19 protein-coding genes, 1 tRNA gene and 1 pseudogene are annotated in these 20853 nt (G+C 69.3%); 13 read left to right on the forward strand and 8 right to left on the reverse strand.

Going from position 1 to position 20853, the window contains the following annotated elements; genetic code table 11:
• Positions 1-210 precede the first annotated feature (210 nt).
• A complete protein-coding gene (locus OG747_RS47090) occupies positions 211-810 on the forward strand; it encodes a DinB family protein (protein WP_405876573.1) in 600 nt (199 codons plus the stop codon).
• Between the two features lie 363 nt (positions 811-1173).
• Here OG747_RS47090 and OG747_RS47095 read toward each other — a convergent pair whose 3' ends face one another.
• Positions 1174-3174, reverse strand: coding sequence for a zinc ribbon domain-containing protein (locus OG747_RS47095; RefSeq protein ID WP_405876571.1), 2001 nt, complete (start codon positions 3172-3174; stop codon positions 1174-1176).
• Between the two features lie 215 nt (positions 3175-3389).
• On the opposite strand from OG747_RS47095, the gene OG747_RS47100 reads away from it, so the two are divergent.
• The 3 genes from OG747_RS47100 to OG747_RS47110 all read left to right on the forward strand — a co-directional run bounded on the left by OG747_RS47100 (position 3390) and on the right by OG747_RS47110 (position 6525).
• Positions 3390-4004, forward strand: a complete 615-nt coding sequence (locus tag OG747_RS47100; protein WP_405876569.1) for a DUF1326 domain-containing protein — start codon at positions 3390-3392, stop codon at positions 4002-4004.
• Positions 3992-4759 carry a DUF2182 domain-containing protein gene (locus OG747_RS47105; RefSeq protein ID WP_405885388.1) on the forward strand — a complete coding sequence of 256 codons (768 nt, stop codon included), beginning with the start codon at positions 3992-3994 and terminating at the stop codon, positions 4757-4759. Before OG747_RS47100 ends, OG747_RS47105 begins: the two co-directional genes overlap by 13 nt.
• A gap of 569 nt (positions 4760-5328) precedes the next feature.
• Positions 5329-6525 (forward strand): TIGR03118 family protein, encoded by a 1197-nt coding sequence (locus tag OG747_RS47110; RefSeq protein WP_405876565.1) that lies wholly within the window; start codon positions 5329-5331, stop codon positions 6523-6525.
• Between the two features lie 369 nt (positions 6526-6894).
• Here the strand turns inward: OG747_RS47110 and OG747_RS47115 are convergent, their stop codons facing one another.
• Positions 6895-7188, reverse strand: a complete 294-nt coding sequence (locus OG747_RS47115; RefSeq protein ID WP_405876563.1) for a phosphotransferase — start codon at positions 7186-7188, stop codon at positions 6895-6897.
• Between the two features lie 739 nt (positions 7189-7927).
• Here OG747_RS47115 and OG747_RS47120 point away from each other — a divergent pair.
• Both OG747_RS47120 and chvE read left to right on the forward strand, forming a co-directional pair.
• Positions 7928-8131: pseudogene (locus OG747_RS47120) on the forward strand (hypothetical protein); the annotation flags it as partial.
• An 88-nt stretch (positions 8132-8219) separates the two neighbouring features.
• Positions 8220-9305 (forward strand): multiple monosaccharide ABC transporter substrate-binding protein, encoded by a 1086-nt coding sequence (gene chvE, locus OG747_RS47125; protein ID WP_405876561.1) that lies wholly within the window; start codon positions 8220-8222, stop codon positions 9303-9305.
• 207 nt (positions 9306-9512) lie between these two features.
• Here the strand turns inward: chvE and OG747_RS47130 are convergent, their stop codons facing one another.
• Positions 9513-9647: a hypothetical protein gene (locus tag OG747_RS47130; protein WP_405876559.1), complete on the reverse strand. Its 135-nt coding sequence runs from the start codon at positions 9645-9647 to the stop codon at positions 9513-9515.
• Positions 9644-9988, reverse strand: a complete 345-nt coding sequence (locus OG747_RS47135; RefSeq protein WP_405876557.1) for a hypothetical protein — start codon at positions 9986-9988, stop codon at positions 9644-9646. The genes OG747_RS47130 and OG747_RS47135 overlap by 4 nt, the downstream gene beginning before the upstream one ends.
• 299 nt (positions 9989-10287) lie before the next feature.
• Between OG747_RS47135 and OG747_RS47140 the strand changes: the two genes are divergently transcribed.
• The 3 genes from OG747_RS47140 to OG747_RS47150 all read left to right on the forward strand — a co-directional run bounded on the left by OG747_RS47140 (position 10288) and on the right by OG747_RS47150 (position 12515).
• On the forward strand, positions 10288-11790 hold the full coding sequence (locus OG747_RS47140; RefSeq protein ID WP_405876555.1) for a metallophosphoesterase family protein: 1503 nt from the start codon (positions 10288-10290) through the stop codon (positions 11788-11790).
• Between the two features lie 128 nt (positions 11791-11918).
• A tRNA-Arg gene (locus OG747_RS47145) sits at positions 11919-11991 on the forward strand.
• An 83-nt stretch (positions 11992-12074) separates the two neighbouring features.
• Positions 12075-12515, forward strand: coding sequence for a nucleotide kinase domain-containing protein (locus tag OG747_RS47150; protein ID WP_405876553.1), 441 nt, complete (start codon positions 12075-12077; stop codon positions 12513-12515).
• On the opposite strand, the gene OG747_RS47155 is transcribed toward OG747_RS47150, so the two are convergent.
• Together OG747_RS47155 and OG747_RS47160 are read right to left on the reverse strand one after the other, a co-directional pair.
• A complete protein-coding gene (locus OG747_RS47155; protein ID WP_405876551.1) occupies positions 12454-12645 on the reverse strand; it encodes a hypothetical protein in 192 nt (63 codons plus the stop codon). The genes OG747_RS47150 and OG747_RS47155 overlap by 62 nt on opposite strands.
• A gap of 206 nt (positions 12646-12851) precedes the next feature.
• Complete coding sequence (locus OG747_RS47160) at positions 12852-13091, reverse strand: hypothetical protein (RefSeq protein WP_405876549.1); 240 nt, start codon at positions 13089-13091, stop codon at positions 12852-12854.
• 231 nt (positions 13092-13322) lie between these two features.
• On the opposite strand from OG747_RS47160, the gene OG747_RS47165 reads away from it, so the two are divergent.
• The 4 genes from OG747_RS47165 to OG747_RS47180 all read left to right on the forward strand — a co-directional run bounded on the left by OG747_RS47165 (position 13323) and on the right by OG747_RS47180 (position 17702).
• Complete coding sequence (locus OG747_RS47165) at positions 13323-14219, forward strand: polysaccharide deacetylase family protein (RefSeq protein WP_405876547.1); 897 nt, start codon at positions 13323-13325, stop codon at positions 14217-14219.
• 381 nt (positions 14220-14600) lie between these two features.
• Positions 14601-15020 (forward strand): hypothetical protein, encoded by a 420-nt coding sequence (locus OG747_RS47170; protein WP_405876545.1) that lies wholly within the window; start codon positions 14601-14603, stop codon positions 15018-15020.
• Between the two features lie 68 nt (positions 15021-15088).
• Positions 15089-15829 (forward strand): hypothetical protein, encoded by a 741-nt coding sequence (locus tag OG747_RS47175; protein WP_405876543.1) that lies wholly within the window; start codon positions 15089-15091, stop codon positions 15827-15829.
• 334 nt (positions 15830-16163) lie between these two features.
• Positions 16164-17702, forward strand: a complete 1539-nt coding sequence (locus OG747_RS47180; protein ID WP_405876541.1) for a UvrD-helicase domain-containing protein — start codon at positions 16164-16166, stop codon at positions 17700-17702.
• A 118-nt stretch (positions 17703-17820) separates the two neighbouring features.
• Here OG747_RS47180 and OG747_RS47185 read toward each other — a convergent pair whose 3' ends face one another.
• Complete coding sequence (locus OG747_RS47185; protein WP_405876539.1) at positions 17821-18936, reverse strand: AAA family ATPase; 1116 nt, start codon at positions 18934-18936, stop codon at positions 17821-17823.
• 100 nt (positions 18937-19036) lie between these two features.
• The gene (locus tag OG747_RS47190) at positions 19037-20848 is read right to left on the reverse strand and encodes a transposase (RefSeq protein ID WP_405876537.1); all 1812 of its coding nucleotides are present in this window, start codon (positions 20846-20848) and stop codon (positions 19037-19039) included.
• Between the last annotated feature and the right edge of the window lie 5 nt (positions 20849-20853).

Raw genomic sequence — 20853 nt, forward strand, 5'->3', positions numbered from 1 at the left:
GACAACTTCGGGAGTCGTTTCGCAGCGGCAGGAAAGGTCAAGGTCAGTGACCTTTGATGGCACTCTCGCCCGGACGAGAGCCGAGGGAGCAGATCGGTTGCCGCCCGGGCATGCCTGAGAGCCAACTTGTCCCGGCGGGGCGCCACCGGTGTCGAGAGGCAAAGTCCCCGCAGAGCCCGGCTGTCAGTGCCGGATGCAAGACTGCCCGGCATGATCGAACCGAACCCGAAAGCGGACCTTCTCCACTACCTGCAAGCTGCTCGTGAAGCCCTGCTGTGGAAGCTCGAAGGGCTCTCGGAATACGACATCCGCCGCCCTCTGACGCCCACCGGTACCAACCTGTTGGGGCTGGTCAAGCACATCGCCGGCGTGGAGTTGGGGTACTTCGGCGACGCGTTCGGACGGCCGTTCTTCGACGAGGAGCCGCCGCCTTGGTGGTACACGCAGGACGCCGAACCCAACGCGGACATGTGGGCCACCGCGGACGAGTCACGCGAAGAGATCGTCGGGCTGTATCACCAGGCGTGGGAGCACTCGGACAGCACGTTCGCGACGCTGGCGCTCGACGCGATCGGTCACGTCCCGTGGTGGCCGCAGGAGCGACGGGAGACGACACTGCACCACGTCCTGGTGCGTGTGATTGCCGATACCCACCGGCACGCCGGCCACGCCGATATCGTGCGAGAGCTCATCGACGGGACTGTCGGGTGGGAGAAGGGGAAGGACAACATGCCACCGGGCGATCAGGCATGGTGGGAGGCCCACCGGCGGCGACTGGAGCGCGTGGCGCGGGAGGCCGGTAGCGGCTGATCCCGAGCCGGCCTGATCCGCGTCGATGGGCTGGGCCGCCTCGAACTCGACCGCCGCGGCGCGGAGATGCTCTTCCAGGTCCTGACCGAACGCCCGAGCTCGCCCATTGTGGCCTGTAGGGCACCGGCACCAGATTTCGATGGGCACCGGATCGAAGACGGGCGGGCTTCGGCATTTCGGCCGTGAGGGTGACGAGCGCGTCGACCTCCGGCCGCCGGTGCCCGGAGTTCGGACGGGCCATGAAGAGGACGTCGTCGAAGACGGATCCAAGGCCGCAGGTGCCCCCACGACCCAGCACCAGGACGGTGAGCCGCACCGGCAGCGGATCTGCGCGACGGGGGTCGTCGGGAATAGCGTCTCTGATTAGCTAAGCGATCCTATGCCGGACGTGGTGTCTGGCATGGGTTCTGCCCACCGTGGAGGGGTGGCGTGGGCGTGCAGGTGGAATCCTGCGCCCTGTGCTGCTCCTCGTGGCTGGTGCCGGTTGGTGGGTGTGCTGATCGTTGTCACGCCCTGGTGCCGGTGGGCTGCGCGGGGCAGCCGGGTCCGGTCCGTGTGAGCGTGTCCCTCCGGACGCTTGCCCGCCGGACCCTGGGGGCCGGTGGGGGAGGGTGTCCGGCGTCGCCTGGGCGTCGGACGTGTGGTGCGGTGCCGGGTGGGTCCGGTTTTGGACCGGTCCCGGCTGGTCTTCGGCGCGGGCGGGGTGATGACCGCGCCCGCTTCGAGTCGGTCGATCACCGACCGGATCGTCATGGCCCCGCTGGCGTGGTCGGTCACGGTCGTGGCCTGGTGGGTGAGGCCGCGTGCGGCGATGCGCCGCCAGGCGCCTTGGTCGCGGTCGCCCTGCCAGCCGCAGGAGCCACACCGGGCCCATTTCCAGCCCGGTGTGGTGGGCCGGTCGGGGGCCTTGCGGTGTTGCAGCGGAACCAGGCACTGCGGGCAGCACCTGGAGGTGCCCCGGGCCGGGACGGTGACGACGGCGATGCCGGCCTCGGCGGCCAGGTGCCGCATCCGCTCCATGATCCGGCCGCGCACGGCTTGGGACATGCGGGTGTTGTGGGTGCGGCCCATGCCGCGGGCTTCCATCGAGCGGAGGTCTTCGACGTAGATGACGCTCGCCCCGGCGGTGATGGCCTGGTCGACGGCCCAGCGGGCCCCAGCCCACGCCAGGGCGTCGTTGAGGTTCGACCGACGGTCGGAGACGTGCCGGATCTCGTCGCCCAGGACCGCGTGCCTGCCGGTCAGGTGGTGGTGTCCGGTCCCGCCGGTAAGCCGCTGGTAGTGGTCGGCCTTGGTGTGCAGGTGCTCGGACAGGCGGCGCAGCCGGTGCTGTTTCGCAAGGACCCCGGCCGCGCGGAACATGCCACCGGCTCCGAGGGCGGTGATGGTGCCGTCGTCGTGGAGCCGGGCAGCCCCGGCGGACAGCAGGGTGTTCAGACCCCAGTCCACCCCCAGCGCCACCGCATGCCCGCTCCGCCGCGTCTTCGGGACAGCGTGGGTGTAGGCGAGATCGGCCCGCACCCTGCCCCGGTCGATGCGTAAAGTGGGCAGATGCACCACCGCGTTCGCGGGGATCGTCGGCGGCAGCACAATCGGGCAGGCCACCCACGCCCAGTCTCCATAGGACCGCGGATCAGGGCGGGTGGGCAGTTGCACGCGCAGCAGGGCGCGGCCCGGATCGTCGGCGCGTTCAAGAGTGGCCTGCTGCCCGTCACAGGCGGACAACAACAGCATCCGCGCGATCCGGGGCGCGGCCTCCGCCTCGAACACATCGACCGGCATCCGGCCGTGCTTCTTCCCGAACGCGGCGATCTGCCGGGTACGGGAGTTGATGACACTGGACGGCACAGACCGCCCGCCGGGCACCGCCGCACGCACCGCGTCCCACTCCTGCGCGGTGCGCCTGGCCTGGTCGGCGGGCCAGGTCGCGAGCACACCAGAGGTCAGGTCGGCGCGCCACTTCGCCGAGCGCAGCGTCCGCCCTACCGTCTCCTGCGCCATCCGCACGATCCGGTCATTGACACGGATGCCCTCGGCCGGGCCGACGGTCCAGCCCAGGCGGCGCAGCGCCATCCACGCGTTCGACGGCAGTGCGCGGCCTCCCGCGTCCTCACCGCAGGCCAGCACGTCCACATCGGCGGTGTTCCAGTGGTCGGTCAACAGTGCGGCGACCATGCCGGACACCAGATCAGCAGCCCACCCCACCCGCTCCACCAGCACACCAGAGAGCAGGACTTCACCCGTCTTCTCCTCCACGCCCGTACGCAGCAGGCCCCGGGCGCAGGCGGTGCGGGCCGTCTCCCCGGCGGCGAGCGGCAGCTTCCGGCCCACCACCGCCTCCCTCCCCGCCCATGATGCTGTCATCCGATCAACGACAACCCCTCGAAAAGGTCACGCAATCGATCCTCGCACTGACACACGACACCAGCACCGGACGCACGGCCTGACCCCAGGAGATGACGAATTACTATGGATGCCTAAGGAAAGGCGTGAGCCTGGAGAAGAGCGGCACCGGGACGGGACGGACCCCCCGATGCATTCCCTTCGCCGTGGGGGGCGCGAAACAGGGAGGACGAGCCGTGCCCTGGAATCTGAACGGCACGTACCTGGAGAGCTGCAACTGCGACGTGGTGTGCCCCTGCACCACCTCGGGCTTCGCCGCACCGGCCGACCACGAGCGCTGCCAGGTGACCTTCGCGTTCCACGTGGACAGCGGGAACGTGGACGGCGTGGATGTCTCCGACCGCAGCGTCGCCGTCTTCATCGACGGGCCCCGGGTGATGGCCGAGGGCGGCTGGCAGGTGGCGCTGTACGTCGACGCCGCGGCCGACGAAGGCCAGGCGGAGGCGCTGGGTAAGGTCTTCTCCGGCCAGGCCGGCGGGCCGATGGCGGCCCTCACTCCGCTCATCGGCGAGGTCCTCGGCGCGGAGCGCGTCCCCATCGACTACCGCGACGACGGCCGCCGCCACGCCGCGCGGGTGGGCGACGCCATCGACATCGAGATCGAGGACCAGGTCGCCCCACAGTTCGGCGAGGACGGTCCGGTGATGGGCCTGACCGGCATGTTCCACCCGGCGAACAGCACGCTGACGATCGCCCGGTCCACCCGGGCGACGGGCGACGGCGTGTACGGCCGGTCCTGGGACTTCACCGGCGGCAACGGACACTCGGCGCCCTTCGCATGGTCCGCGTGACCGGCGGGCCGGTCACCGTCCGCCGCAGGGCGGGCCCCGCCGGGCTGCTGCTGGTCGCGGCGGCCGCCGCCTGGGTCTGGGCGGTGACGCGCTGGGGCGGCACGCAGGCGATGCCCGGCACCATGGGCCTGGGCCTGCCCGCTTTCCTGGCCATGTGGACACTGATGATGGCCGCGATGATGCTGCCCGCGACGACGCCCGTCGCCGCGCTGTACGCACGCACCATCACTGTGCACCGGGCGCCGCGCATGATCGTTTTCACGGTCGCCTACCTGCTCGTCTGGGCCGCGGCCGGGCTGCCGGCGTACGCGCTGGCCGCCGGCCTGGGCCGGGCGGCGAGCCTTCCGGCCGCGGCGGGGACCGCAGTGGCCGCGGCCGTGTTCGCGGTCAGCGGCGTCTACCAGCTCACGCCCCTCAAAGACCGCTGCCTGGCGAGGTGCCGCTCGCCGATCGGGCTGATGCTGCGCTACGCCTCGTACCCGGGGCCCTCGCGCGATCTGCGTGCCGGAGCCCGGCACGGGGCCTTCTGCCTGGGCTGCTGCTGGTCGCTGATGGTGCTGCTGGCGGCGATCGGTGTAATGAACCTGTGGGCCATGGTGGTCCTGGCCGCCGTGATCACCGCCGAGAAGCTCGCTCCGGCCGGCCGCCTGGTGGCCCGTGCCGTGGGGATCGCCTCGATCGCCCTGGCCGTCGCCGTCTTCTGGGTCCCGGCGCTGGCTCCGGGCCTCACCGGTGGCGGTATGGCCGGGATGTGAGGACGGGCCGTGCCCGCCGGGCGATCGCACGCCGGGCGGGCACCGGAGGATATGCCTCACGGGGCTGTTGGAGATCGGTGGCCGGCTCGTCGAGGAGGGCCACGAAGCCGGCCGGGCCCTCGACGGTGAGGGGTACGCAGCCGTCCGGGGACCGCTCGGAACCTGATGCCGTATCCAGTGCCGTGAACGAATCACCGCCCGACGGCGAAGACGCAGGCCGGACCCCTGTACCGCGGCTCCGCCCGCATGCCGGCACCTCTCTGTCCACGCCTGCTGCGTCAGCGGCAGGCCAGAGGTCTTCCCTCCCATGATGGTCTTCCTGGGCGGTACGCCGCTGGGCGCGCGCCGGTCGTCGGCTGGATCACCAACACCTACGGCGTCCAGGCCGGCTTCGCCGTCGGCGGTGTCATCTCGGCCGCCCGCCGTCACCCTCAGCCTGGTGCGGCGTGAAATTACGCCTGCCGATGACGTGCTCCGCGTGTCGTTGATCTTTGTAGTTGCTGTCACATGAGATGACTTCTACCGGTTTGTCCCGCAGTGGGGCCCGTACTGGAACAGGAGTAATCCGCATGGCATCACAGGCATCGGCCCGTAGACCCCGTCCCAGCCTGCGGCGGCTGACCGCGGTCACGCTCGCCCTGGGCACGTTCGGCGCGCTCGTCGCCGCGGCGCCGCCCGGGGCCGGGGACGCGCCGCGCACGGCCGATCACGGCTTCCGGGAGCGCGATCTCGTGTCCGACATCCCGGGCCGGGCGGAGAAGACCGACCCGAACCTGGTCAACCCCTGGGGTCTGGCCCGCACGCACGCCGGCGAGATCTTCGTCTCGGACAACGGCTCGGACAGCGCCACGACGTACTCGGGCGCCCGGGACAACAAGCCGGTCAACATCCTCCCCCGAGTCGTGTCGATCCCCGAGGGCGGCGCCCCGACCGGGGTCGTGCGCAACGACACCGACGCCTTCCGCTTCACCGACTCCGGGTCCGGGAGGTCCGGGGTCGCCCGCTTCCTCTTCGCGGGGGAGGACGGTGACGTCTTCGCCTTCAACCCGGACGTGAACCCGACGAACGCCGTCCGGGTCGCGCACGAGGACAGTGACGGCGAGACCGCCGTCTTCAAGGGCCTGACGATCGTGCCGGGCGAGAAGGAGCACGGTGAGGTCAAGGGGCATGGGAAGGACTGCAAGAAGGGCGGCAAGTGCCACGAGCCGCGCCTGCTGGTCGCGAACTTCCGTGACGCCCGTATCGACAGCTTCGACACGAACTTCGACCTCCTGCCGCCGGACGGCCGGTTCCAGGACCCGAAAATCAAGAGCGGCTTCGCCCCGTTCGACGTCAAGCTGATCGGCGACAAGGTCTTCGTGACCTACGCCAAGCAGGACGCCGACAAGCACGACGACGTCGCCGGCCCCCACAACGGCTTCATCGACGTGTTCAGCACGGAGGGCAGGCTGCTCAGGCGCTTCGCGAGCCGCGGCGTGCTCAACTCGCCCTGGGGCCTTGAGACGGCGCCCGAGAAGTTCGGGAAGTTCTCCGGTGACCTGCTCGTCGGCAACTTCGGAGACGGCAGGATCAACGCCTTCGACCTGAGGACCGGCCGGTTCGAGGGAACCCTGCGGGACCGCAACGGGAACCCGATCGCGATCCCCGGGCTGTGGGGCCTCCAGCGCGGCACCGACAAGTCGGGCGGCAAGGACAGCGTCTGGTTCGCGGCGGGAATCAACGGCGAGAGCGACGGGCTTCTCGGCACCCTGCGCGCCGAGAAGTGATCCGTCGCCGCACCCCGGGTGCTCGCCGGGCGGCTGAACCCGCCGGGCGAGCACCTGCCCCGGCCGCGGCTGCTCGCCCTCGCCGACCGTGAAAGCGTCTCTGGAACTCTTGAGGATCGATCCTGGGTTGTCGCGTGGCCCCGAGGGGCGGAAGCGGTAACGAGCGCGGACGAGTCCGGGCCGGTCCTTGGGCAGAGCCCGCATGCGGCGTCACCGGCGGTGACACACTGCCGACATCTGGACTGCGTCTGGCCCTTGCGGGTCGGGCGCACCCTGTTGCCCGCCGACGACGGCATCGACGATGCCCTCGACGCAGGACAAGCCGTAGGCGGAGCAGAACCGTTCCAGGCGGTGACGGCGGTCGGGCGGTTACGGGAAGCGCGGCCGGCGGATGCACTCGGCATCGTCCCGGAACGGGGCGATGTACTGCGGTGCGTAGGCCACATCATGCAGACGCGCCGCCGGGCGGGCGAAGTCCCAGTCGATGATTCCCACAGGCCGGTATCCCTGCCGCGCCACGTTCCACGGACCGAAGCCGCCATGGCGGATGACGTCACCGGCGGCGGGCACTGCCGGACCGGTTGCCCAGGCCGCTCCGTCCGGCGGGCGGAAGTCCGCGGTCGCGTCGTGGGAGTCGCGCAGCAGCCCGGCGAAGGAGGCCAAGCCCTCGTCCTCCACGACCCCGGGCCGGCCCACCAGCCCTGAAGCGCCGTCGATACAGGTCAGAACCTCGCAGCCCTTCTCGTCAAACCACAGAACCCCAGTAGGGCTTGGTCGGCCTCACTCGTGGGTGGCGTGTCTTCCTGCATGTCGCGACCATGCGGTGAACCGGTCCCGATGAAGGCGTCGCCACCAAGCACGTGCCCGACGCTGCCACTGCATACGGCGCGGGCACACGTTTGTGGGACAGCTTCTCCAAGTCCGTCCCGCAGCCGCCGTGCCCCCGCTACGCCCCCGACCGCCAGGCGATTGACCCGGAGGAATGCAGAAGTCCGGGTGGAGTACCGGGCGCCGCCGTAAAGGTTTTTTTGGAGACCGAAAGCGATCTCCAGCACCTTTCTGGAACCGTTACCTGTTTGCCCGGTTGACACCCCGCACCCCCCCTCTTAGTGTCACGCCAACGTTCCGAACGTGTGACGACATTTCGAACGGTTGAAAGGCAACTGCCTTGCGCATCACCGGAGTCGGCACACGCGCGGCCGTAACGCCGTGGCGCAACCTGACGTGCGTTCAGGTGCGCACCGGCAAAGGGAGCACGAGACTCGGCAAGACCCGGATGCCGTGCCACACCGACGCACCGATCGGACGATCTGCGAGACACCGAGGCTCCTGAGCGTCAACCCCGGTAATGTGCTGATGACCTGACAATCGGTCACCTCGCCAGAACCACAGGCAGTTCATTCCCATGGAGATGTGCACCAAGACCCCCGACGACCTCGGGGGCTACGTGCGGATCTACGAGGTTGCCGAGCGGATCCGCCGCAGCGCACCGCTCCGCCTGGGGTTCGGGCTGTCCAGGGCACTCCGGGATCTACCCGTTACGGCACCCATCTGCGGGACCTGATCCTGGACACGACGCGGCCGACTCGCTCTCGACCTGCTCGCCGGCTGCCCGGCCCGCTCCACCGCCTTCCCATAGACATCTGATACGCCGTCATCTCTCTCAACGACGAGAAGAACAAGGAACGATCACCATGCGCAACCGCAGAGCCGCCCTCGCCGCCATTGCCGGAGCTGCCTCCCTCGCCCTTACCCTGTCCGCCTGCGGCCAGGACAGCAAGGGCAGCTCCAAGGGCGGCACGATCGGCATCGCCATGCCGACCCAGGCCTCCGAGCGCTGGATCACCGACGGCAACAACGTCGTCAAGGACCTGCAGGCCAAGGGGTACAAGACCAAGCTGGTCTACGGCGAGAACGACCCGCAAACCCAGGTCTCACAGATCGAGAACCTGATCACGCAGGGCGTCAGTGCGCTGATCGTCGCGGCCATCGACAACAAGTCGCTGAACAACGTGCTCCAGCAGGCCGCCGCCGCGCACATCCCGGTGATCTCCTACGACCGGCTCATCCTCGGCACCAAGAACGTCGACTACTACGCCTCCTTCGACAACGAGCAGGTCGGCCGGCTCCAGGCCCGCTACATCATCGACAAGCTCGGACTGGATGACGGCAAGGGCCCGTTCAACATCGAGCTGTTCGCCGGCTCCGACGACGACAACAACACCAAATACTTCTTCAACGGCGCGATGCACCTCCTGCAGCCGTACCTGGACAGCAAGCAGCTGGTCGTCCAGTCCGGCCAGACCGCGCTCAACCAGGTCACCACCCTGCGCTGGGACGGCGCCACCGCGCAGAAGCGCATGGACGGCGTCCTCGCCAAGTCGTACCAGGGCAGGAAGGTCGACGCGGTCCTGTCACCGTACGACGGCATCTCCATCGGCATCCTGTCTGCGCTGAAGTTGCACGACTACGGCTCCGTCGGCAAGCCCCTCCCGGTCGTCACGGGACAGGACGCCGAACTGGCCTCGGTGAAGTCAATCATCGCGGGTCAGCAGACGCAGACCATCTACAAGGACCTCCGCCAGCTCGCCGACGTCGCCTCGAGCATGATCGACGACATACTCAACGACAAGCAGCCACAGGTCAACGACACCAGGACCTATAACAACGGCGCCAAGGTCGTGCCCGCCTACTTGCTGCAGCCGACGAGCGTCGACAAGACCAACTACGAGAACGTTCTGGTCGCGGGCGGCTACTACACCGACGCCGAGCTCAAGTAGGCGCACGGCCATGGCGGAACCCCTCCCGCCCCGAACGTGATCCCGCTGGTCAGCCTGCTGACTCACACGCGGACGTCGGCCCGCGGGTACGCGACCGTTCTCGTCAGCGGCTGAACTGCGCGGTCGTGAGCGAACTCGCCCGCACCGGCGGAACAGTACGAGAAGAGCGCCGCTCACGCGGCGGCACACTGACCGGACACACGCCGGTCATGGGCGCCAGGGGCTGCCGAGCCACCCTTCGTCGCGGCCCGGCACGGCTCGCCGTACGCCCGGCCCGCGCCGGCCGACGAGGAGTACCTCGGCGTGATCAAGGGCCTGCTGCGCGGCGGGCCGCTCGATCACCGGGGCCGCTGTTCCGGGTGGACCGGCTCTGAGCGACCCGATCGACGTGCGGCAACCAACATCACGGCGAGCCCGATCAGGACGATGGCGGCGCCGACATACAGCGGAGCGGTATAGCCCAGGCCGACGCTGATGGCGAAGCCGCCGAGCCAGGCGCCCAGGGCGTTTGCGATGTTGGAGGCGGATACGTTGGCGCTGGCGGCGAGCGGCACCCCGCGAGCGTGGTCGGTGACACGGGTGATCAAGCCCGGAACACTCGCGAACCCGAACAGCCCCTTCTCCCGCCGGGTGGTGGCCTGGGAGACCTCCGCCCGCGCGGACGCCGACCTGGTGCTGTCCACCCCCCCCAAAGGCGCTGACCACAGCCGGCACAGCCGCAGCGACCTCGACAGATCACAGTCACAACCTAGAGCCTCGATCAAACCCGGAACGGTTCACAGCCGTTTCCGGGCGGACTCAGGCCGACGACAAGACGTCGCCGCGCGGCCACGAAAGGAAGACGGACCGGGGCGATGCCGCCGAGCGCGACCACGGGCTGACGTACGAACCCGACGTCTTCGTCCCCTTGGGGCACGCAGAGATGACAATGTCGCGACGCACCCTTCCTCGCCCGTTCCAGGATCGTTGCTACGGTTCACCGGTGTCTGACTCTTCACGCGATACCGCCGAAGGCGCCGGCTGGGGCACCCTGGAACACGGCGAGTACAAGCACCTCATGCCGCACCAGGTCGAGAAGCTCTCATGGCTCAGCCCGAAGACCCTGTGGGCCGCGCGCAACGGCGTGCTGGCTTCCTGGTTCGGGGATCCTACGGGCCACACACGCAGTCGCTGGGTGGCACAGCGGACGGCCGCCGGAGCGCCCGCCGCCAAGGTGATCCGGCGTGACGATCCAGACCGGTTCTCCTTCATGGTCGTCGGAGACACCGGCGAGGGGGACGATCCCCAATACGCCGTCGTTCCCGGCTTCCTGAAGGTCAGCCAGGGAACGAAATTCGCCGTCATCGCCAGCGACGTGATCTACCCCGTCGGCAGTGCGGACGACTACGGCACGAAGTTCTTCCGCCCGTACCAGGACTACCAGGCACCCATATACGCGATACCCGGCAACCATGACTGGTACGAAGACCTCGGCGGCTTCATGCGCGTCTTCTGCGACGACGCCCCGCCACTCGCTCCTCAGCCCGCGCCGCGCCCCCTCTCGCGGGCCTGGCTGCGGTCGCTGCTGTGGCACCAGCCACGCCCGTCGGACGGGCAACACCTCACCGAAGCACGGCAGTTGAGGTCCTCGCCAGCCCAACAGGCCGTCCAGCCCGGCCCCTACTGGGCCATCGACGCCGGGCCGGTGCGGATCATCGGCATCGACACGGGACTGCTGGGAACCATCGACGCCGAGCAGGGCGCATGGCTGCGCGACGTGTCCAAGGGACCCCTCCCCAAGATCCTCGTCACCGGTTCACCCTTGTACGTGGACGGCGAACACCACCCCTGCCCCATCGAAGGCGGCGGCACCGTCGACGACCTCGTCCGCGACCCCAACCACCGCTACCTCGCGGCAATAGGCGGCGACATCCACAACTACCAGCGCTACCCGGTGCAGGTGGACGGCCGCACCATCCAGTACGTGGTGTCGGGCGGCGGCGGCGCCTTCATGCACGCCACGCACACCATTCCCCGCGTCTCCGTCGCGAACGTCACCGAGCAGGATTTCCGCTGCTACCCGCTGCGCGGCGACTCCCTCGCGTTCTACAGCAGGCTCTACGGACGCCGACTCCGCCTGCGCCGCTTGTTCACCCTCACCGAGGCCGAGGCGTCGGCCATTGTCGCCGAGCGCCTCGGCATCCAGCCGATTCGCACCCAGGGTCCGCCCGTCCCCATCACCTGGCGCACCCGTCTGATCGCGAGCTTGCTGGGTGCGGGCGGCCGCCCCGACCGCACCTCGCGCTTCCGCCTCCCCGTGCGGAAGATCTACACCCAGCTCTTCTCGCCGAGCTCGGCAACCTACAGCCCGCCATTTTTCAAGTGCTTCCTGCGCCTGGACGTCACCCCGGAGGCGGTCCGGCTGCGCTGCTTCGCGGCCACCGGGAACCGCGCACAGGAGCTCGATCCGCCGGTCGAGGACGAAGTCACCATTCCGCTGGTGTGAGCGCCCGAGGACCCAGACGGTGCCAGGAATGGCAGTTGTCCGGTTCCTTCGCCGCCGCATGATGGGGGGCTGTGGCTGCGTTATCATTGATCTTGAGCTTCCCGCCCGGACTTCCGGCGGTGAGCCTGGCGTTGGTGGTCCAAGGAAAGACGTCCCGCTTCCTGCGGGGAGACGCAGGTGCAAGGCCTGCCCGGCGCTCCACACAGCCCCGCCTCCGATACTCCGGAGGCGGGGCTTGCTTCCTTTTCACCCCGCTGCCCGCGCCTGCCGTGCGTGATCCCTGCATGGGTCTCGCCTGTTGGTTGGTCCACGCTTGTGTGCAGCACCGGCGACGAAGACTGCGGCGTCGCCAGGAGACGCGCACGGGGCCGGACGGCGGCGCTCACGTAAGACGCCGGCGTTCGGACACGCACTGGCGTTTCACCTCAGCCCGGCAGACCCTGTATGAGGCGCGCCTGGCCGGCTGGCCCCAGCCGTGGACCGATGACCCGATCCTGTCGAGGCACCGGTTCACCAACTGCCACCGCGCTGCCGACCTCGTCAGCCAGACCCTGATCGGCGACGTGATCCACCAGGAATCCCGGGACTGGGATGAAGTCTTCTTCCACGGCTTGGCGGAGAGGCGGAGGGCCGACCGCTCGGAGTGGCCTGTTGGAAAGCGGCTCAGTTTCGGTGGCAGGCGGCGGGGAGGAGCCGGATCTGGCTGGCGGTCGGGAGGCAGGTGATCGCGTGCTTCAGGTGCATGAGCGGGACCTTGCCGGCGACGGTGATGGTCGAGTAGTGCAGCAGTTCGCTGATTCTGCAGCCGACGAAGGTCACTCCGAGGAGGACCTCCGGGTTGAGGTCGACGTCCATCCGGGCGTGGCTCTGGTAGTTGTCGGCGCGGAGGCTGGTGCCCTGGGCGGGGTTGAAGTCGAGGTCGACGGTCTTGTGCGGTGGCCGGTGCGGGCCGTCTGCTCGGCGGTCGGGCCCACCGCGCCCGCCGGCGCCAGAATGCCCGTGTTGCGGCTGTGTGGGCAGTTGGGCTGCTGGCTACCAGCTACCGGCTGCACTGCTGCCTCTTACGGCCAGGTACTGATCGCGGTCGGTGTGTCCGGGCACACATACCGGGACTGGCAGGACTTCGACGGGAAGCGGCTGGTGCCGGACTTCTCCTGGCGCACGGGACCGGCCTGCGGCGACGCGGCGGGATCCGGCTGCTCATCCCGGCTGGGTGACCGGTGGTTCTTCTGGGCGGAGAGCTCCGGCTGGGTGCCGATCGTCGAAGACGCGGCCGGAGGCTGCCGGGACGTGCAGCGCACAGAGCCCGTTCTCCCGACCTCGATGTGTGACTCGCTGGCTCCGCTTTCCCTCTCGCTGCATCCGAGTTACCGTCCGCCGTCCGCCTCCTGGGCCCCGCGACCAGCACGGCAAATGATCCACAAGGGATTGTTGGCGAACCCTTGCCGCCGTCTTACTGATCACGCCTCTTCCACCGCGTACGGTTCCCGTAGCGGGGTGTCCCGTCGATGATCTTCGGGCAAGGGGAATGGATGACACCCAGTCGCCGGGCAGTGCTGGCGGCCATGGCGGGAGGCGTGCTCGCCGGCTGTGCTGGCCCCAAGAGCGCGGCCAACGGCAGCGCGTCCGTCACCGGTTCATCCTCCGCACCCGCAGCGATCGCAACCGGCACGAGCATCCCGGGCTCCAGCCCGTCGGCCACCGCGCCCACCGCGTCACGAGTGGTCACCCGCGCCGACATCGTGGCCCGCTACGGGCACGCAGTGCCGCACACCTGGGGCTTCGACGCACCCACCGTGGTCCACGCGCTGCCGACCGCCAGTCGCGTGATCGCGCTGACCTTCGACGCCTGCGGCGGCCCGGGCGGCAGCGACTACGACCGTACGTTGATCGACTTCTTGCGTAAACGGGAGATACCGGCGACCTTGTTCATCAACTCCCGCTGGATCGACGCCAACCCGGCCATCTTCCGCCGGCTGGCCGCCGAGCCGCTGTTCGAGATCGCCAACCACGGCACCCGGCACCGCCCGCTGTCGGTCACAGGGCGCCCCGCCTACGGCATCCCCGGCACCCGCAGCGCCGCCGAGGTCTACGACGAGATCACCGGCAATCAAACCAAGCTCACCCGGCTGCTGGGCACACCGCCACGCTTCTTCCGGTCCGGCACCGCCTACTGCGACGACGTTGCGGCACGGATCGTCACCGCCTTGGGAGAACGCTTCGTCAGCTTTTCGGTCAACGGCGACGGCGGCGCCACCTTCACCCCCGGACAGGTCCGTACCACCGTCGCTGCCGCCCCCGGCGGATCCATCGTCATCTGCCACATGAACCACCCCCGGGGCGGCACTGCCCGGGGCATCGCCGCCGCTGTCCCCCAGCTGCTGGCCACCGGCCACAGCTTCACCCGCCTCTCGGACGCACTCCACTGACGAGGGAGTGCCATGAATCAGGTGTGTACTTCCCCGAAGGAGTCACCTGATGAGTACGACGACGGATCACCTGATTGAGGCCGCTGACGGTGTGTCGCTTGCCGTGGCCGGTGAGAGCGCCGAGGGTGCCGACGTGAAGTCGATGCCTGTGTCGCAGAACGGTCTGTCCAGCGAGTTGCTGGAGGAGCTGGCCGCGCCGGCGGCCGAGAAGGTGCGCCCCCCCTGTGGAGGCTGCGTGACTACACCGGCGACAGCCGGTGGGAGGCAGCAGATGCGGAGTCCGGCGATCTCGAGGTCATTGCCTCCGCCGTCCTCGGCCGTTGCGGACGCACGGGCTACAGCGCCGCGTTCGAGAAGGCGGTCGCACATCCCGTCGGTGATTTGCTGATCCTCGACCGTGTCAGTCTCGACTCGGCGTGGAGGGGCTTCGGGCTGGGCCCGGTGCTGGCCGCTGAGGCGATCCGCCGCCTGTCCGGGGGCTGTTGCGCGGTAGCGGTGTTCCCCGCCATGGGCGAGTACCCCGAGGACCGCGAGCAGGTCACCGAGGCCTATCGCCGCCAGGCGAAGAAGAAGATCGCCGCGCTGCGGGAGAGCATCGGCTTCCAGCCGTTTTGCTGCGGGGTGTGGCTCCTGGACACCGCCCTGCGCTCGCCGGAGGAACTACTGCTGGCCCGCCGCGCTGAACTGCACGCGCTCGGCGCAGCCTTCCAGCGGTCGGGGCTGTCCGGGAGCGGCCCGGCGGACGCCGCGGCTGTCGCAGATGACGGCACGGAGGTGTCGGTGGTGCCGCGTACGATCTGACTCCTCCTGCGGGCGCTGCGGCGCGGTCGGGCAGGAACACCGAAGCGTGGAGCGGGGGAGCGGGCATCGTGGGGGAACGGGAGCCGGCGGACGGGGACACCCAGGATGCGCTGGACTGGGGACGGCGGCGTCTGGAGGAGATGGGCGTCTTCGCAGCGCAGGACGGGCTGCGGTGGGCAGCCGCTCATGGGCTGGTCCGGTCCGTGTGGCGCAACGGCCCGATTGAGGACGCGCATGCCTCCCGGCCGACCGGCCGGCGCAAGGCATTGCACGACGGGACGATGTTCGCCCGCAACACCTGGCTCACCCGGCAGGCGTTCGATGTCTTGGGTTCCGACGACCAGTTCCGTCTCTATGCGCTGGAGGACCTGGTCCTGGACCGGGACATGGTCTGGCCGGGCTGCGAGGGGACTCTGACGGACTTCGGCTGGGGATTCCTCGGAGAGATCAAGAAGCATGTGAAGCAGCGCATCGACATGTTCGGGCACTTCGAGCAGAGACTGTTGCCGGATGATTTCCTTGTCTTCGCCGGCGCTCCTTGGCTCGGGGCCCGCGACGACCACTACGGGATGCCGAGATGGCCTGCCTGCGTGGAAGCGGCGATGCGCCGGCTGCGCGGCGAGGACGAGGAGTTCTGGCACGCGCGGGGCGACTTGATGACCCGTATTGGTCCCGCTCCGGCTGCCGTCACCGCGGACCTGGAGGCAACCCGGAAACGGTTGCTGGAGTCCCCGTGGGAACTGGGCGCCGGGAACCTGGGCTGGTTCGCCTGGAACCCGATCCTGCAGTCACCGGGCACGACACCCTAGGCGTGGGTGGGCAGCAGTTGCCACGGCCGCGCATGCGGTTTGGCTGGGACGGGGACGGTCCCAGACCGCGCAGCCCCCGCCCACAGCGCCCTGACGACCCTTGACTGCCTCTTAAGATGCATCGGCTGCCGGGTGCGTACGCCGCCCCCAGGGCCGTGTCCTTCGAGCGCGGCCAGCGCGAGAGCTGGTAACCGGCCAGCGACGCGAACCAGGTTGCTGTCCGGTCCGCCTCCGCGTAGCGGGCGTGGATCTGGTGATCGCCGGACACCGGCTGTCTCTGTGTGTCACCTTGCGATTGCGTTATGAGGCCGCACCCGCCCTTTTGAGGAGCATCATGCCCGCACCCACCGCCGAGCAGAGCGGCGCCGTCGACGCCTTCCGGCGTGGGGATCACCTGGTCCTGCAGGCCGGCGCCGGAACCGGCAAGACGACCACTCTGTCGATGATCGCCGCCGGTACCGGCAAGCGGGGCCGGTACATCGCCTTCAACAAGGCCATCGCTACCGAGGCTTCCCGTAAGTTCCCCGGCAACGTGCTGTGCAAGACGATGCACGCGCTCGCGTACGCCGCCCTCGGGCACCGCTTCAAGAACCGGATGGACGCGCCCCGCGTCCCGGGGTGGAAGACCGGCGCGGCCCTGGGCATCGGCATCAACATGCGTGTGCGGATCGGCGAGCGCAATGTCACGAACAAGGCCCTCTCCTACACCGTGCTGCGGACTGTCACCCGCTTCTGCCAGTCCGCGGATCTGGCCATCCAGCGCTACCACGTCCCGCGTCTGCGCGGTATCGAGGCCGAACATCTCCACGCCCAGCTCGTCGACCTCGTCCTGCCGTACGCGGACCGGGCATGGAAGGACCTGCAGAACCCCGAGGAAGGAGTCGTCCGGTTCGACCACGACCACTACCTCAAGCACTGGGCCCTTACCCAGCCGCGCATCGACGCTGACTTCTTGCTCCTGGACGAGGCCCAGGACACCAACCCCGTGGTCGAGAAGGTCTTCAACGACCAGCGGGGCCACGCCCAGTTGGTGATGGTCGGCGACTCAGCCCAGGCGATCTACGGCTGGCGCGGCGCGCGGGACGTGATGAGCAGCTTCGAGGGCACCGAGCGCGCGCTGTCCCAGTCGTTCCGCTTCGGCCCCGCGCTCGCTGAGGAGGCCAACCGGTGGCTGGGCATCGTGGATGCCCCGATCCGCCTGGCCGGCACGGACGCGATCAACACCCGGCTGGAGCGCGTCGAGCAGCCGGACGCGATCCTGTGCCGCTCCAACGTCGGCGCGATGCTCGAAGTCATGAGCCTGCTCGATGAGGGCCGCCGCGTCGCCCTGGTTGGCGGCGGGGAATCCCTGCGGGCCCTCGCGAGAGCCGCCCGTGACCTGAAGGCCGGCAAACGCAGCACCCACCCTGAACTGATCCTTTTTGACTCCTGGGGCGAACTCCAGGAGTACGCCGAATACGACCCTTCCGGACGGGATCTGCTGCCGCTGGTCGATCTCGTCGACGAACACGGCGTCGACGTCATCCTGGGCGCGGTGGACAAGCTTGCCGTCGAGCAGGGCGCCGAAATCGTCGTCTCCACCGCTCACAAGGCCAAGGGGCGCGAATGGGCCTCCGTCCGCATCGGCGAGGACTTCACCGAACCCGTGGACCAGGAAGAGACCGACGAGAACGGGGACCCGCTGCCCGGCGGCATCGACGAAGCCGAGGCCCGCCTCGCCTACGTCGCCGTCACCCGCGCCCGCCACCAGCTCGACCTCGGTGGCCTGTCCTGGATCAACCAGCACCCCGACGGCAATCCCGGTGGCAAGCGCCCGTCCCAGAACCCCAGATCACCGTCGCCCTGGGACCTGCTGGGCCCCTCGCCGAACTGACAGCCGGTCTGTCGTGTATGGCCGGTCATTGTGTGCCGCGTGCCAAGGCCCACATACAGGAACGCACCCGCCCGCCCTGCTGGCGGCATCCGCCGGGTGGGCACGGGCGGCTCACGGTTCAGCCGAGTTGGGCTGTTGCGGCGTTGATTTCTTTGAGGGTGATGTTCTCGCTGCCGGTGCGGATCGCGACGGCGGCGGTGGAGATGACGTAGGTGAGGGCTTTGAAGTAGCCGCCGGTGCGCCGGTGCAGTTCGACAGCGTGTTTGGTCAGAGCGTGTTCCTCGAGCCGGTGCAGGCGCAGGTCGGCTTCGAAGCCTGCCAGTACTTTCCGGAAGGTCTCTGGGTCCTCGGTATCCAGGGGGAGGGGGTGCAGCCAGGTGACGGGCAGCAGGGCGGTGGGCGAGGGCGAGGCGGTCGCCGTCGGACGGCCCGCCTGTGCCAGGCGTACCCGGTCCTCTTCGCTGATGCGGGTCAGGTCCCGGGCCAGGATGCGGGCCTGGTGCATCAGGTGGCTGGCGCCGGTGCCGCAGAAGATGAGCGAGACGCCGAGTTTGTCGCGCAGGTAGTCGAAGTAGGGCAGCACGTTTGCCAGTTGCTGCGGGGAGGCGCGGTTGATGTCGTCGATGAGCAGCAGGCGGGTCTGTGTCGTCTCCAGGATGTAGTTGACCGGCAAGGTCAGGTCCGGGTGCCGGCGCATGTCCAGGACTTCGGCGATGCTCTTCGGCTCGGGTTGGAGACCCAGGTAGGAGGCGATCTCCCAGATCCAGTTCACCTTGGACTCGGGGTCCGCGGGGGTGGTGATGTGCACCACGGGGATCTGGTTGGGCGCTCTGCCGTTCGCGGCGGCTTCGATCTCCTTCTGGGCGGTGCGCCCGATCGCCCGCAGCAGGCAGGTCTTTCCGGTTCCCGCGGGTCCGTCGATGACATGGTCCATCAGGCCGTCACGGCGCCCGCTGTTGAGGTGGACCGCCTCGACGACCATGTTCTGCACGTGGGTCATCGCGTCGGTGGGCACCATCCGCAGATGCCGGTGATAGGCGATGGCCTGTTCGTCCTTGCGCCTGTCCGCAGAGGGAGGGCTGTCCGCCGCCAGCACTGGTGGCTCCACTTGCTCGTCGACGAAGTGGTTCCAGCCGGTGAGCTGGAACAGCGGCAGCGGACGCATCGGGGTGTCCTTCAACTGCTGGCGCAGGCGTGCCTCGCGCCTGTCGCGCAGCTCCACGGATGCCTTCATCGCTCTTCTCGCTCGTCACGGTCCTCGCCCCGCCCTTCTTCCGGCAGGCCGGTTCCTGGGCGGAAACGTGCCCGCCCCCTCCGGCCTGCGACTGTGTCGTTCACGGACCTCTGTCCCCGGGCATGTACGAGTCCCATCCGTCGCCTGCGTCCTCCACGCCGTCCGGATCGAAGTCGTCGAGGAGTTCCGCCTCGACGACCTCGTCCGCCTCGACGACATCGCCGGAAGCCGGCGGTGTCCCGGCCGCCAAGACCTCCGACGGACTGTTGCCGCCGGCGGGGAAGAGCGCTGCGAGCGGGTGCGGCGCCCACTCGCTGTCCGGCGGCTCTTCCGCGCTGTCTGCGCTGGGCGGCGCCGGCAGGACGGGCAAGGGCGGGGGAGCCAGGGGAGAGATGGGCAGCGCCGGGTAGGGCCGCAGTGTCGACAGGTCGAACGCTTCGAGACCGGCGTAGGGATCTTCGGCCGGCTGTTCGGTCTCCAACTCCAGTCCCTGGAATGGTGGTGGGGTTCCGGTGCGCTTCGGTGGGGGTTGGCCGGAGCGTCGCCGCCTGCCCCGTTGCGCCAGGGACAGGGTGATCGTCTCCTCGTCCTGCTCGTTGCCGCCGGCCGCTTGGTGCTGCTCGGCGTGCTCTTGCCACATGTCCGCGGTCCAGGGGTCGCCCAGTAGGTGCCGCAGCCGGAAGTCGCAGGTCACCCAGGTGCCCGCCGTGTGGTCATAGAGCCACACCCGCTCGGGACGGTAGGGGTTGAAGCGGCATTCCCACTTGTCCCCTCGGCCGGGCAGTTTCGAGCCGCCGCGCAGGAGGATCTCGCGGTAGTGTCCGGCGTCCTGCCTGGTGGGCTGGTAGGTCCGGTGGTTGATCATGAAGCCGCTCTTGCCGGGGGTGACCCACCGCGCCAGCAGGAAGAAGCGGCTTCGGGCGGGGGAGAGGGGCACGGGCCGGTAGCCGCTGCGGGCCACCTGCACGGCGTACATGTCGTTGGGGGACAACGCGATGCTGGGCCTGAACGGGTCACGCAGCCCCGCATCGGGGGTCTGCTGGTAGTCCAGAGCTACCCATTCCTGTGCCATCTGCTGGAGTTCGGCGATGGTGTACAGCGGCATGCGGTCGATGGCGCGCCCGCGTCTTTTGTGGCTGCGGCCCTGCCAGCCGTGCCGCACGTACTGGCTGAAGCGGTGCGCGAGGGTGATGAAGAAGTGCTCGGCGAGCGGCTTGTCGGCCGGGGTTTTCTTGCGTGCCGGGCGGCGGGCGATGCGCAGCCGGTCGCAGACCTCGGTGAAATGATCGCTCGCATAAGGGCTGCCCTGGTCGTAGACGATCAACTCGGGACGGATGACCGGGCGGGCGGCCGTGGCGTTCGTGAACCGCTCGTCCGCCGCCTTGAGCGCCCCGAACGGCAGGCTGGAGGCGGCGGCCGCGCTGAGCGGGTCCCAGCCGGGCATCACCGGCCAGGGCGCGAAGGCCTGCGCCAGCATCAGGGTCAGGTCGAGTCCCCGCATCGCCCGGCCCACCCGTCCGCTCTCGGCGCCCCCGGCACGGCTGGGCGTGATCATCAGCGCGCACATGCTGTGGCTGGCCACGTCGATCAGCACGGTCATCTCCGTGGAGACGGGCTCGCCGTCGTCGCCGCAGGCAAGGATCCGCAGGGGCGTGGTGTCGGCCTGGGTGACCTGCCCCGGCCGCAGCACGGCTTCGCGCCCGCCGTGGGGGAGGGGCGGGGTGGAGGCCAGCGCGGCGCGGGCCCGCGCCGGCCCGGCCAGGACGTCGGCCAGGCCGGACTCTTTCATCCGCAGGTAGAAGGTGGAGCGGGAGGGCAGCAGGGCCGCCGCGGCAGCCGGGTCGTCGAACTCGTCGCCGTACCGCGAGCGCAGGAGGTCCTCCACCTCCTCGCGGATCAGCTCGATGGTCACGTCCG

The sequence above is a fragment of the Streptomyces sp. NBC_01384 genome (genome assembly GCF_045040035.1).
Taxonomy (GTDB): Bacteria; Actinomycetota; Actinomycetes; order Streptomycetales; family Streptomycetaceae; genus Streptomyces.